The organism is Pseudomonas frigoris (assembly GCF_047758635.1).
Lineage (GTDB): Bacteria > Pseudomonadota > Gammaproteobacteria > Pseudomonadales > Pseudomonadaceae > Aquipseudomonas > Aquipseudomonas frigoris.
Window position 1 is genome coordinate 4229048 of record NZ_CP180479.1, and the last position, 13780, is coordinate 4242827.

Consider the following 13780-nt stretch of genomic DNA (forward strand, 5'->3'; position numbering starts at 1 on the left):
GCCTCTGCGCCACAGAACGGAACCTGAAAACACTAGGGTTTCAAGTGTGGTGAGAGTCTATCAGGGTAACGTCAAATAGCCATCACCGGCTGGCGGTCTGAATACCCAGGCATAGCCATGAGGCGAGCGCCCAATGTTTGGCTATACATGAAAGGAGGGTTCGATCAATAACGATAAAAAAGGAGGCCCATGCAGACCTTTCAAGTGTTGATCATCGGCAGCGGTTTTGGCGGCCAGTGCGCGGCGATCAATTTGCTCCAGGCAGGCATCAGCGATTTCTGCCTGCTGGAACGGCGGGACTTTTTCGGCGGCACCTGGTGCCAAAACACCTACCCTGGTGCCGCGGTCGACGTGCCCTCGCCGCTCTATTCGCTGTCCTTCGCGCCCTACCGCTGGACGCAAATGTTCGCCGAGCAGGCCGAACTGCACCACTACACCCAGTACGTGGTGGAGCACTTCGGCCTGCGAGACAAGGTGGAACTGCAGGCCAATGTCGAGCGCATCGAATGGGACGATGACGGCAAACGCTGGGCGGTGCACACCGCCAGCAAAGGCACGTTCCATGCGCAGTTCCTGATCAACGCCACCGGGCCGTTGAGCCAACCCGTGATTCCACACTTCGAGGGCCAGGAGCGGTTTCAGGGCAAGACTTTTCACACCAACAACTGGGATCACACCTACGATTACCGGCAAAAACGCGTGGCCATCGTTGGCAGCGGCGCCAGCGCGGCCCAGGTGATTCCGACGATTGCCCCGGACGTCGAGCATCTGCATGTGTTCCAGCGCACGCCTCACTGGGTATTGCCTCGGGCCGACCGTGCCTTTGGGCCATTCCAGCGTTGGTTACTGGGGCTCAAACCGGCCTACAAACTGTTGCGCTGGATGATCTACTGGCTGTTCGAAACCCGGGTGATTGCCTTCAAGTATTCGAAACCAGCGATCCGCTTGGTCCAGCAACACGCCCTGCGCTTCCTCAAACGGCAAGTGCCCGACCCCCAATTACGGCAAAAACTGACACCCGACTACGTCATCGGCTGCAAACGGGTGATCATCTCAAGCACCCTGTACCCGGCGCTGGGTCGCAGCAACGTGAGCCTGCACAGCCGCGAGCAAGGCATCGCCGCCATCGATGAAACCGGCATCGTCACCCAGGACGGCCAACACATCGACCTGGACCTGATCGTCTGGTCCACCGGTTACGACGCCACCGACGGGGTGATTTCCTACCCGGTCACCGGCAAAAACGGCACACAACTCAAAGATTTCTGGGCCCAGTATCCGCGGGCCTATCTCGGCACCAGCCTGCCGGACTTCCCCAACCTGTTTATCGTCACCGGCCCCAACACGGGCATTGGCCACACCTCGGCGCTGTTCATCATCGAGTCCCAGATGAATTACATTCTCGATTGCATCCGCACGTTAAAAGAACACGGTTTGCGCAGCATCGAAGTACGCCCCGAAGCAGAACGTACCTACACTGAAATGATCCACCGGGAGATGGAACGCACCGTCTGGAAGTCCGGGGGCTGCCACAGTTGGTATCAAAGCAAGAGCGGTCATGTGATTGCGATGTTTCCGGGCTTCAGTTTCAGCTATCACCGGTTGACCAGGGCGCTGAAACCCGCCGATCACATTCTGTCCTGATCACGTAAAAGGAAGATGCCTGATGCTTTTGTTGGTTGTCGCACTCGCAGTTTTCGTGGCCTGGAGCTGGTTGAGTTACCCGGCCATCGGTTATTGGCTCTATGACTTGAACATGTCGATAGAGGCCAAGCTGTATGGGCTGCACAAAATTGTCGTGCCGATCGCCGAAATGACCGTCTCGACCTGGCAAGGCGGGCCGTACGAAGCGTCCAGCAGCGTGCTGATGCTCCACGGCTACAGCGCCGACAAAAACATCTGGCTGCGCTTTGCCCGGCACTTTGTCGGCAACTATCGGGTGATCATCCCCGACATCGCCGGGCATGGCGAAACCGGCTTCAAGGCGGGCGGCGGCTACGACATTCCCTTGCAGGCCAAGCGGATGATCCAATTGCTCGATGTCTGCGGCGTCGAGAAAGTCCATGTGATCGGCAACTCGATGGGCGGTTACATGGCAGCGTGGCTGGCGGCCACGTACCCGGATCGCATCGTTTCGGTGGCCCTGATCGACCCGGCAGGTGTCACCGCCCCCGAAGCCAGCGACCTGGAGCGGCATTTGGCCAAGGGCCACAACCCGTTCCTGATTCACTCAAGGGAAGAATTCCAGCGTTTTTACGCCATGACCATGGCCGAACCGCCGTGGGTACCCAAGGTGGTGCTGGACGCCATCGCGCAACGCTATGAACAGAGTCGCGATGAGCTGGAAGAAATCTTCAACGACTTCCGTGCCAGCCCGCCGATGGAGCCGAAACTGCCCGACATCAAGTGCCAGGCGCTGTTGCTGTGGGGACACAATGACCGCTTGATCGATGTCAGCAGCGTGGCGATCTGGAGCAAAGGCATCGCCGATCTGCGAGTGGAAGTCTGGGACCACACCGGCCATATGCCGATGGTGGAACAACCGACGAACACGGCGCGGTTGTATCGGGAGTTTTTGGCATCGCTACGCTCGGAACTTCCGGTGTAGCAGCTGCCGAGCCTGCGAGGCTGCGTTCGGCTGCGCAGCAGTCGCAAACCCTGTATGCACGTTCCTTCTGACACACCACAGTGGCTGATTTCACGACTGCTTCGCAGCCGAACGCAGCCTCGCAGGCTCGGCAGCTGCTACAACAAGCAGTCCTTTGCAGAATGAAGTCCGTAAGATTCTTCGTTTGTCGGCGCCGCGCAAGGCTGCGATCTTTTCCCGCATCCTTTACGTCACCGCACCAGGAATTGTTTTCATGAGCCACCCGAACTTCGTCAGCCCTGACCTGATCCGCCAACGCTTCTCCAAAGCGATGTCCGACATGTACCGCGAAGAAGTGCCGCTGTACGGCGCGCTGATGGAACTGGTGGAACAGACCAACCGTCACGTGCTGGACAGCGATCCACAGATCGCCCGACAGTTGAACAGCACCGGTGAAATCCAGCGCCTGGACCTGGAGCGGCATGGCGCTATCCGTGTCGGCACCGCCGATGAACTGGCCACCCTCGCCCGGCTGTTTGCCGTGATGGGCATGCAACCGGTGGGTTATTACGACCTGACCCCGGCCGGCGTGCCGGTGCACTCCACGGCTTTTCGCGCGGTGCATGAAGCAGCGTTGCAGGTCAGCCCGTTCCGGGTATTCACCTCCCTGCTGCGCCTGGAACTGATCGAAGACCTGGAACTGCGAGCGTTCGCCCAATCGGTGCTGGATAAGCGTTCGATCTTCACGCCCACTGCGCTGATTCTCATCGAGCGCGCCGAAACCCAGGGCGGCCTCACCGAACAGGAGGCTCAGGATTTCGTCGAGCAGGCGCTGGAAACGTTCCGCTGGCACCACACCGCCACCGTGACCGCCGAGCAGTACCGCAAACTCAGCGCCCAGCATCGCCTGATCGCCGACGTGGTGGCGTTCACCGGCCCGCATATCAACCACCTGACGCCTCGCACCCTGGACATCGACATCGTCCAGGCGCAAATGCCTGCCCATGGCATCACCCCCAAAGCGGTGATCGAAGGCCCGCCCCGCCGTCAGTGCCCGATTCTGCTGCGCCAGACCAGTTTCAAGGCCCTGGACGAGCCTGTCGCCTTCACCGATCAAGCCGAGAATCGTGGCAGCCACAGCGCCCGTTTCGGCGAAATCGAGCAACGCGGCGCCGCGCTCACCCCCAAAGGCCGGGCGCTTTACGACCGTTTGCTCAACGTTGCCCGTGATGAGTTGAAAGACTTCCCCAACGAAGCCAACGCCGCTCGCTACAACGCGCTGATGGCGCAGCACTTTGCAGAATTCCCTGACACCGTTGAGGGCATGCGCCAACAGGAACTGGCGTACTTTCGCTACTTCGTCACGGAAAAAGGTTTGGGGGCCGATGAGCTGAAATCGTGGTCGCTGGAGGACCTGCTCAGCGGCGGGTATTTGCGGGTTGAACCGTTGGTGTACGAAGATTTCCTGCCAGTCAGCGCTGCGGGGATTTTTCAGTCGAACCTGGGGGATGCGGCGCAAACCCAATATGGCGTGCATTCGAACCAGCAGGTGTTCGAGAAGGCGCTGGGTCGATCGACGATTGATGAGTTGGCGTTGTATGCCGAGACGCAGCGGCGCTCGATCGAGGAATGTTTCGCAGCGTCGAGCCTCGCTGTCTGAAGCGTGGCACAAACATGTAGCAGATGGCGCAGCCTGCGTCCGGCTGCGCAGCAGTCGTTGTATCCGCCGCCGCGGTCTTTCAGACACACCGTGTTTGCCGGTTTTACGACTGCTGCGCAGTCGGACGCAGGCTGCGCCAGCTGCTACATGTCAGATTTAGCGGAGCTTCGCCAATAGTTCTTGTGCCGCTGCTTCAGAGGAAGCCGGATTCTGACCGGTAATCAGCAAACCATCAGTGAGCACATAACTGGCCCAGTCAGCCCCCTTGGAATAAACACCCCCCTTCTCCTTAAGCATGTCCTCCACCAAAAACGGCACAACCTTCGTCAGTTGCACCGCCTCTTCCTCAGTGTTGGTAAACCCCGTCACGCGCTTGCCTTTGACCAGCGGCTGGCCGTCCGCGCCCTTGACGTGACGCAACACACCCGGTGCGTGGCAGACGGCCGCGACCGGTTTGCCTGCCTTGTAAAACGCCTCGATCAGAGCGATCGAAATTTTGTCTTCGGCCAAATCCCACAGCGGGCCATGGCCGCCCGGATAGAAAATCGCGTCGTAATCTTCAGCTCTCGCGCTGCTCAGCAGAGCGGTAGACGCCAATGCGGACTGGGCGGCAGAGTCTTTGCGAAAGCGCTCGGTGGCCGCGGTTTGCGCGTCCGGCTCGTCGCTTTTTGGGTCCAGCGGCGGTTGGCCGCCCTTGGGCGAGGCCAGGGTCAACTGAGCGCCGGCGTCCTTGAAGGCGAAATACGGCGCGGCGAATTCCTCCAGCCAGAAGCCGGTTTTCTTACCCGTGTCACCCAATTGATCGTGTGACGTTAGAACCATCAGGATTTTCATGTCGTTCTCCTTGAGTTCGCAGATGTTCATTCATCTCGGCGCTGAGTTTGACCTCCAAGCTGCAGCATTCGTTGCACCTGTCACCCTAGCGGTTCTGCTACCGGTTTTCGGCAAATCAGACGATGGGTCACCGAATGATGGCCAACCGCCTTGATGCGCAAGAAGTTGCGCACTCAACGCTGCGAAAGCCCTTCCCGGCTCGCTGATCGCCCGGCCTGTCAGGCGCCCCAGCCAAGTGCGCAAGAAGTTGCGCAGTACTGCGCAACTTCTTGCGCACATCCACAGGCGATCGCTGCCGAACATCCTTCGCGAGCGCTGAAAACCATCTCAACCTCTTGATTTATATAGCCTTCACCGTTTCTGGCACGGACCTTGATAACAGTCAGGCACCCACCGGGCGATACCGCCTCCCGGGCACCCTAACTTTTAGCAAGGAGCACATCCATGGCTACACCAGCGTACATGTCCGTCACTGGCGAGAAACAAGGTCTGATCACTGCCGGCGCATTCACCGCCGACTCGGTTGGCAACACCTACCAGGAAGGTCACGAAGACCAGGTCATGGTTCAGGCTTTCAGCCACGACGTGATCATCCCGCGTGACCCGCAGTCCGGCCAACCGACCGGTCAGCGCGTCCACAAGCCAGTCGTGATCACCAAGGTCTACGACAAGGCTTCGCCACTGCTGCAGGCGGCTCTGACCTCCGGCGAGCGCATGAGCGAAATCGTTATCCAGTGGTACCGCACCTCGGCTCAAGGTACCCAAGAGCACTACTACACCACCAAACTGGAAGACGCGATCATCGTCGCCATCAACAACAAAATGCACAACTGCCAGGACCCGTCGAACTCGCACTTCACGCACCTGGAAGAAGTGCAATTCACCTACCGCAAAATCACCTGGACCCACGAAGTTTCCGGTACTTCGGGTTCCGATGACTGGCGTCAGCCGGTCGCCTGATTCAGGCCGACCGTCTCAAGCATCGGCCAGCTCTGCTGGTCGATGTTGTTTTCGCCCTTCCAGAATTTTGCGTCTGCTGATTCCTTTTTCCGGTATTGGCGAGCGCCGCTGCACTGCACGAGGAACAAGGGATGTTCGCGCCGGCCAATCAAACTCACTTTGCCCTGACCATCGAAGGTCTTTCCAGCGACTTCCAGGTTTTCTCCCTGCAAGGTCGGGAAGCCATCAGCCAGCCCTTTGTGTTTGAGGTGGAGCTGGTCAGTGAACAGCCGTCCCTGGACCTCGAGACCCTGCTGCACAAACCGGCCTTTTTGCAGCTCTCGCCTGACGGCAGCGGCATTCATGGCCAGATCTATCGCGCAGCCCAGGGTGATTCCGGCAAACGCCTGACCCGCTACGCGGTGACCCTGCGCCCGCAACTGTCTTACCTGGCGCACCGCATCAACCAACGCATCTTCCAGAACCTCACCGTGCCGAAAATCATCGGCAGCGTCCTCGAAGAGCACGGCATCCAAAGCAACGCCTATGAATTCAAAGTCGGGGCGATTTATCCGGAGCGCATTTACTGCGTTCAGTACGATGAATCGGACCTGCAGTTCATCCAGCGCCTGTGCGAGGAAGAAGGTATCCACTACCACTTTCAGCACAGCGCCACCGCCCACAAGCTGGTGTTCGGCGATGACCAGACGGTGTTCCCGAAACTCGCGCCCGTGGCCTACCAGCAAGACTCCGGCATGGTCGCCAACGACCCAGTGATCAAACGCTTCGACCTGCGCCTGGAAACCCGCACCAGCCGCACCACCCGCCGCGACTACGACTTCGAAAAACCGCGCATCACCCTCGAAGCCGAAAACCGTGGCGACGCCCTGCCCGACCTCGAAGACTACGACTACCCCGGCCGCTTCATCGACCGCGAACGTGGCAAGCACTTGGCCAAACGCGCCCTCGAACGTCACCGCAGTGACTTCCAACTGGCGGAAGGCAAAAGCGATCAGCCGTTGCTGGTCAGCGGTCACTTCCTGGCCCTGACCCAACACCCAAAAGCCAAATGGAACGACTTGTGGCTGCTGACCGAAATCCTCCACGAAGGCAAACAGCCGCAAGTGCTGGAAGAGTCGGTGACCAGCAGCACCACTAACCTGAAAGACGATTTCCACCAGGGCTACCGCAACCGCTTCCAGGCCACCCCGTGGGACGTGCCGAATCGCCCACCGCTGACCCAGAAAAAACCGCGCATCCTCGGCAGCCAGAGCGCCGTGGTCACCGGGCCAAAAGGTGAAGAGATCCACTGCGACCAATACGGCCGCGTCAAAGTGCAATTTCACTGGGATCGCGAAGGCCAGGCCGATGACAAGACCAGCTGCTGGCTGCGCGTCTCCTCCGCCTGGGCCGGCGCCCACTACGGCGGCATCGCCATCCCGCGCATCGGCATGGAAGTGCTCGTCACCTTCCTCGAAGGCGACCCCGACCAACCGCTGATCAGCGGCTGCCTGTACCACAAGGAAAACGTCGTCCCATACGCCCTGCCGGCGAACAAAACCCGCAGCACCTTCAAAACCCTGAGCTCCCCCGGTGGCGGTGGTTACAACGAACTGCGCATCGAAGACAAAAAGGGCCAGGAACAAATCTTCCTGCACGCCCAACGCGACTGGGATGAAAACGTCGAGCACGACCAGAGAATCCGCGTCGGCAACGAACGCCACGACACCGTCGAGCAAAACAGCTACAGCGAATTCAAGGCCGAAGAACACCACACCGTCTACGCCGACCGCAAAGTCGAAACCCGCGCCAACGACCACCTCACCGTGGGCGTCAACCAGCACATCAAAGTCGGCACCGGCCAGTTCATCGAAGCGGGCCAGGAAATCCACCTGAGCAGCGGCATGAAAGTCGTGCTTGAGGCCGGCAGCGAACTGACGCTGATTGGTGGTGGGAGCTTCATCAAGATCGACGGCAGTGGCGTGACGCTGAGTGGGCCGGTGATCAACATGAATTCCGGCGGGAGTCCGGGAAATGGGACAGGTGCTGCGCCATTGATGCCGGGGGTATTGAAACAGGCGGATGCGGATAAGGGTGGCCAGGTTGTTGCGCCCTCCCTTGCATCGTATAAAGCGCAAGCAAAGACAGGGGTGCTACTGCCGACTCCTTCGTGCCACCTCGATGCCTCCGGCCATTGCCCCATTCACCAGCTGGGTAAAACAGCATGATGGACTCGATTCCTTCGCCGTTCGAGCAAGCTGCGTCACCGGGCACCATGTGCCTGATTCTGGATGGCAGCTTTGATGCGGATTTGCTGACGCGTCTGTTTCAAGGTGACGAACAATCTCGCCCTCGGTGTATTCCACTATTCCTCAACACGCCATATGCCGAACTTCAACCCGCTGGACCTTACGTTGTCGTGTGCCCTGCAAAAGGCGACTCGACGGCCTATGCCAGTGCCTTGCTGGAGCAGTCCGACGCCGGCTGCGTGGCCTGGCTGAGCAATGAGCAAGCCTTGGATAACGGGGTTGAACACTGGCAAAGCCTGCTCACTGTGCGCACCGACGACGCGCCGCAACAAATGATGCGGTTTTTCGATCCACGTTGGTTGGAGCCCCTGCTGCGCAGCCTCAATGAAACTGAGCGCGCCCAGTTTATCGGGCCATTCACCGGCATGGCCTGGCGTAACGAAATGGGCTGGCGGTATTACGCCAGGGCGCCCCAGAGTCCAGCGGCCGAACTGCAACCGCCCGCTTGGCTGTACCTGAGTCCGGAGCGCGAAGAATCGATTGAGCAAGGTCGATTGAAGGTCATTGCAGCACGCTTTGCCGAAGACTATCGCGAAGTGTTGCCCGCCGAAGACACCGTCGAGTTTGTACATCGTCAATTGCTGGCCGGACAACAAGCAGGCTACCAACAGATGGCAGATCAGGAGCGCTGGCTACGCCTCGCCATAAGCCGTGGAGACTCCTTTTGGGCAAACACCCCGGATGCAGAACTTCTGGCTCGTAACGACGTGGCGCTGGGTGAAAAATTGACTCAGCTGGAAAGCCTCTGAATCACAAGGACGATGAGCAATGAGCAACACCTATACCGTCAAAAGCGGCGATACCCTCGGCAATATTGCCAGCGCCAACAAATGCTCCGTGGCGGATCTGCGGGCACTTAACCCCAATATCACCGACCCCAACCACATCAAAGCCGGTTGGGTGTTGCAGTTACCAGCCGCTAAAGTGTTGCCGCCGCCCAAGCATGCGGACAACCAGAGCACCACCAGCGTCAAGGGCGAAGCCCAATGCAAGGACGAACTGGTGGACGTGGTGCATATCACCGGTGAAGACACTTTTTACGTTCTGACGGAAAAAGAGTCAAAAGCACTCAAAACGCAGACTGACCTCGTCAAGAAACTCATGGACGAGCTGCACCAGAACCTGGCCAAAGCCACCGAAACGAGCAAATGCACCAAAGCGTCAAATCCTCAGACCAGTTGCGCCTGCTCGCGCTGTGTCAAAGACGCCTGGAACGCCAAGGCCGAAGATGCCGGCCTGGTACAGCGATCAGAGCCACCGCCGGAAAAAGCGACCGCGAAGGCGGTTACGCGCAAAGAAGACTTGCAAGGTCAGTTGGCAACTGTGCAACAGGCACGTGACTGGTATCAGCGTTATACGCCGAAGGTTTCGCTTGGGGGCAACTACCTGAAGAGCAACTGGAAACAGCTCCAAGCTAAAAAAGTACTCGAATTGAACGCCGAGATTGAATCCCTGCGAACCAAAATCGCAGCGCAAGGAAAGGCCGAAGCCGGCGACAGTTCCACCAGCGCCAACAGCGCTGCGCCTGACATCAAGCATGGCAAGGGAAAAACCTCCGAAAGCCAAAAGGGTCGGCAAGTAAAAACGGGCATTACCGTCATCGAAGTCATCTCGTTCAGCGACCCAAGCCGCCGGCACTACATACCGATGAGTTACCGGGAACAGCTTGACTGGAAAGTGAAGGTCAGCACGAAGGTAATGCAGGGCAAGCCGCTCGATAAAAACCTGGCTAAAGAACTGTTCAAGGACATTAAGTCCGCCGTCAATGAAAGCCGTAAAACCAGTCCCCTAGGCGGTCTGGAAGCCAAATTTACGACCTGGACGAGCAAGGACGACAATTTGCTTAATGCGCTGCATAAAGAATGCTCCTGGACTTCCAACCAGGCAGACTCGGCTAAATACGCCGTCTCCGCCGAAGCCCACGCCTTCCGTTTCGCCGCCACCGCCAGCGCCGGCATCAACAGCTGGGAACCCGGCAAGGGCAACATCGAGGTGGGCGTTAAGGGCAGCGCTGCGATTTCGTTGGCAGAAGGCTCGGCCGCACTCAAGAGTTTCTTTCCCGATCAGGGAGGTTATGTGGTGCGGATGCCTTACCGCAATGCCGAAGGCAAGGAAGTGGTGAGCGACATCGGCATCTTCCGTCTTGACGGCAAGGTAGAGCTGTCGTGTTTCGCCGGGGCGACGGCACAAGGTCAGGCAGGCGCCAAAGCGCAGTACAAACCCAAGGAAGTTGAAGCCTCTGGTGCGACGGCGTTGCTCAGTACGCCAAGCATGGCAGTGGATAAAAAACGCGGGGGTAGCCTTGGTGTGAAGGGCAACGCGTTTGCTGGCGTACAAAGCGGCGGCACAGTGACCGGGACATTGAAATGGCTTGATCCGGCCAAGCAAGGTGGCGGCAAAATTGTCGCGGGCCAGGCGAATGATAGTGGGAGCACCGACTGGGCGAGTCTGGTTGAGATTAAGGCTGAGGGGAATGTGGCGCTTGGTGTGGGGGCTGGGTTTGATTTTAGTATCGAAATTAACGCGGATCGCTTGGCAGTTAATTGCAAAGCGAGCTTGGTATTCGGTCCTGGCGCTGGCGGGGGTTTTGGCACAGCAGTGGATTTGGAACAGGTAGGGAATCTGGCGTTTGTGTTTTGCAGTGCGCTGTCTAAAGCTGACTTTCACTATCAACTGGCGGTAACTCAGGATGCCTTCAACTACATGGCCAGGGGGTTATACCAAATTGCAACCCATCCTGGAGAAGTAGCGGGAAAAGCATTTGCGGATGGATTTCGGAACATGGGGCTTTGGTGGAAACAGCGCGAGGCTACAAAACAGGAAGCTGAAAATCTTGCAAAGTATCTACTCAGCCACCAAGCCATCAACGTGAATGGAAAGAAAATCCCCCTCAAAATACTGCCACCAGAAACTATTGGCCCCATGCTGTATTTATTAACTGAAAGTTTTGTCGAAAGCTGGGCCGAAGACCAGGAAAAAGCCGTCGTCTTGCTGCTGTCACATTTACGCAGTTGGCGGCATTTTTTCGAAGTATTGGAACATTGTTCGAAGAGCGGTAGTAAAGTCAAAGCCATGGACAGTTTGGATCGTATCAACGCAATGCTAGACGGGAGCGAGCAACGAGAGTTCAACCGATTTATCGGCACCTTAGCAATCAATGGAGAGTCATCAGTGCAGTCTGAGGGTATGCTGGCTTGGACTCCAGGCTTGCCGTGGCGCAAAGAAGGTGTGTTAGTCGCAGCACGGCGCAGCAATCTATTTGATGGCTTGACTTAAATATACAATTAATTATAAGGGCGCCATCGGCGCCCTAACATTTAATACGCTATAGATTTTTATCTGACTGAATAGCACAGCGAAAGCTCGTACCAGGATAATAAGCATCCTGTATTGGCTTATCGGGCCATCGCCTTACAATTGAAGCAGCTAGCAATGGACCCTCGGGATAATACGAGCCGCGTTTAACTTTATCTGTCCCTGTTTTCGGACCTTGCGGATTTTCCAACGGCGAGTGCTGATAATAATCTTTAGAATACCAATCGTTAACCCAATCCGTAGCATTACCGGACATATTGTAAATACCCAAGGGATTAGGGGTGAATCGGCCAACTGCAAAAGTCTCACCTTCACCTTCTACCGGAAAGTTCTTCCCAAAATTCAGGCTTCCGGTATCGGTAGGAAATAGCACATGTTGCCCGCGGCTACGGGCGGCATATTCCCACTGAGCTTCTGTAGGCAAATCTACCGGATAGCCACTCAGCAGCCCAATCCATTGACAGTAATCTTTCGCCTCCTGCCAGCTCTTTGTGGGCGCCGGTAAATTCGGGGCATACATACTTTTCAAATCTGCTCTGTCGCGGAATTTAGTATCAAACAACGGCTTATTTTGCACGGTAAAAAACAGATCGAAATCACCCAAAATAGTTTGAAACTTCGACAGGTAGTAGCTGCTCAGTTTTACCGGATGCACGAAATCGTCATTACCGTCCATACTGATATTACAAAGCTGCTCAGGATCCTGCCCACAAGGCCAGGTGCAAACATCCTTTTCGTCGTACTCACAAACCCAGCCAAAGTCGCCCATATCAAACTGCCCGCCTTCGACAAACACCATATTGTCGATGGACTGCACGACGGTGTTGAGTACCTTGTCGCGACTCTCGCTGGAAAGCTCGGGGTACTTCTTCTCAATGGTGGCCGCAATGGCCGCGACTTTCTCTGGCGCAATGCTCTTGCTGCTTGGCAAGGGGCCGGATTCCGCCTCGCAACCGACTAAAAACATCATGGCTGGCAAGGCAAGTACAAGCTGTCGTAGCACTGGCAATATCCTTATAAAATGCGACAAAGACCGAACATTAACATCCCGCGCCTGCACAACAAAGCCCGATGCAGTGCCTTCGGATTTTTCTGCGATATCTCGGCGGTTTCGGAGGAGTGAGTTAAAGCGGCTTATCCGATTGAATGGTACAACGAAAGCTGGTTCCACCTGAATGACGACTATGTAAAGGGGCTACCGGCCAACGTCGAATAATTGGGGCTGCAAATAATGGTGCCTCTAAAGCTGTGGAACCGCGTCGAATTCTTTTTGTGCCGGACTCAGGCCCTTGTGGGTTTTCCACAGGTGAGTTTTTGTAATAGTCCTCGCCGTACCAGTCATTTACCCAATCTGTCGAGTTGCCCGAAAGACCGTAGATGCCTAATGGATTGGGAGCGAATCGATTGATAGAAAAATTATTTTCTTCATCCTCAACCGGGAAGTTTTTTCCGTAATCAAGGCTGCCAGTGTCGGTAGGGAATAGTAAGTATTGACCACGACTACGGGCCGCATACTCCCATTGAGCTTCCGTAGGCAAGTCCACGGCGTAGCCACTCAGCTGACCAACCCATTCGCAATAGTCTTTGGCTTCTTGCCAACCTTGAGTAGGGGCAGGCAAGTTTGGCTGATAGCGAAATTGCAAATCTTCGTGCTTGCGATACTTAGCATCAAACAGAGGCTTTCCGTTCGCAACAAAAAACAAATCGAAATCACCCAACGCAACCTGAAATTTCGACAGGTAATAACTGCTCAGCTTTACCGGATGCACAAAATCATCATCACCACCCGAACTGATATTACAAAGCTCCTCCGGATCCTGACCACAAGGCCAGGTGCACACATCCTTTTCGTCATACTCACAAATCCACCCGAAGTCGCCCATATCAAACTGACCGCCTTCGACAAACACCATATTGTCGATCGACTGCACCACGGTGTTGAGCACCTTGCCACGCAGTTCGCTGGAAAAGTTCGGGTATTTATTCTTGATCGTGGCCGCGATCGCCGCGACTTTTTCTGGCGCGAGTTTCTGGCTGTGCGGCAAGGGTTCGGATTCTGCCTGGCAGCCGAGCAGAATCAATGCTGGCAGGGCAAATACAAGCTGACGTAACACAAGCGATTTCCTTATCAACTAC

11 protein-coding genes are annotated in these 13780 nt (G+C 56.7%); 7 read left to right on the plus strand and 4 right to left on the minus strand.

All coding sequences use genetic code 11. From position 1 onward, the window contains the following. Positions 1–189 precede the first annotated feature (189 nt). The 3 genes from ACMXYH_RS19435 to hglS all read left to right on the plus strand — a co-directional run bounded on the left by ACMXYH_RS19435 (position 190) and on the right by hglS (position 4247). Positions 190–1644 (plus strand): flavin-containing monooxygenase, encoded by a 1455-nt coding sequence (locus ACMXYH_RS19435; protein WP_134418672.1) that lies wholly within the window; start codon positions 190–192, stop codon positions 1642–1644. Between the two features lie 22 nt (positions 1645–1666). After that, on the plus strand, positions 1667–2608 hold the full coding sequence (locus tag ACMXYH_RS19440) for an alpha/beta fold hydrolase (protein WP_415764537.1): 942 nt from the start codon (positions 1667–1669) through the stop codon (positions 2606–2608). 253 nt (positions 2609–2861) lie between these two features. After that, positions 2862–4247, plus strand: coding sequence for a 2-oxoadipate dioxygenase/decarboxylase HglS (hglS, locus tag ACMXYH_RS19445; protein WP_415764538.1), 1386 nt, complete (start codon positions 2862–2864; stop codon positions 4245–4247). Between the two features lie 156 nt (positions 4248–4403). On the opposite strand, the gene ACMXYH_RS19450 is transcribed toward hglS, so the two are convergent. Then, a complete protein-coding gene (locus ACMXYH_RS19450; RefSeq protein ID WP_415764539.1) occupies positions 4404–5081 on the minus strand; it encodes a type 1 glutamine amidotransferase domain-containing protein in 678 nt (225 codons plus the stop codon). Positions 5082–5525: 444 nt separating this feature from the next. Between ACMXYH_RS19450 and ACMXYH_RS19455 the strand changes: the two genes are divergently transcribed. After that, entirely contained in the window at positions 5526–6041 is a 516-nt protein-coding gene (locus tag ACMXYH_RS19455) for an Hcp family type VI secretion system effector (RefSeq protein ID WP_054051032.1), read from the plus strand. Here the strand turns inward: ACMXYH_RS19455 and ACMXYH_RS19460 are convergent. After that, a complete protein-coding gene (locus tag ACMXYH_RS19460) occupies positions 6026–6169 on the minus strand; it encodes a hypothetical protein (RefSeq protein WP_415764213.1) in 144 nt (47 codons plus the stop codon). The two genes, ACMXYH_RS19455 and ACMXYH_RS19460, sit on opposite strands and share 16 nt — an antisense overlap. A 3-nt stretch (positions 6170–6172) precedes the next feature. Here ACMXYH_RS19460 and tssI point away from each other — a divergent pair, with 3 nt between their 5' ends. From tssI to ACMXYH_RS19475, 3 genes are read left to right on the plus strand one after another with little or no spacing between them, the layout of a single operon-like run. Continuing rightward, positions 6173–8248, plus strand: coding sequence for a type VI secretion system tip protein VgrG (gene tssI / locus ACMXYH_RS19465; protein ID WP_415764540.1), 2076 nt, complete (start codon positions 6173–6175; stop codon positions 8246–8248). After that, complete coding sequence (locus ACMXYH_RS19470) at positions 8245–9078, plus strand: DUF4123 domain-containing protein (protein ID WP_134423184.1); 834 nt, start codon at positions 8245–8247, stop codon at positions 9076–9078. The genes tssI and ACMXYH_RS19470 overlap by 4 nt, the downstream gene beginning before the upstream one ends. Positions 9079–9097: 19 nt before the next feature. After that, entirely contained in the window at positions 9098–11605 is a 2508-nt protein-coding gene (locus ACMXYH_RS19475; protein ID WP_415764541.1) for a LysM peptidoglycan-binding domain-containing protein, read from the plus strand. A 49-nt stretch (positions 11606–11654) separates the two neighbouring features. Here the strand turns inward: ACMXYH_RS19475 and ACMXYH_RS19480 are convergent, their stop codons facing one another. After that, a complete protein-coding gene (locus ACMXYH_RS19480; protein ID WP_415764542.1) occupies positions 11655–12647 on the minus strand; it encodes a formylglycine-generating enzyme family protein in 993 nt (330 codons plus the stop codon). Between the two features lie 121 nt (positions 12648–12768). Then, a complete protein-coding gene (locus ACMXYH_RS19485) occupies positions 12769–13758 on the minus strand; it encodes a formylglycine-generating enzyme family protein (protein ID WP_415764543.1) in 990 nt (329 codons plus the stop codon). Positions 13759–13780 lie beyond the last annotated feature (22 nt).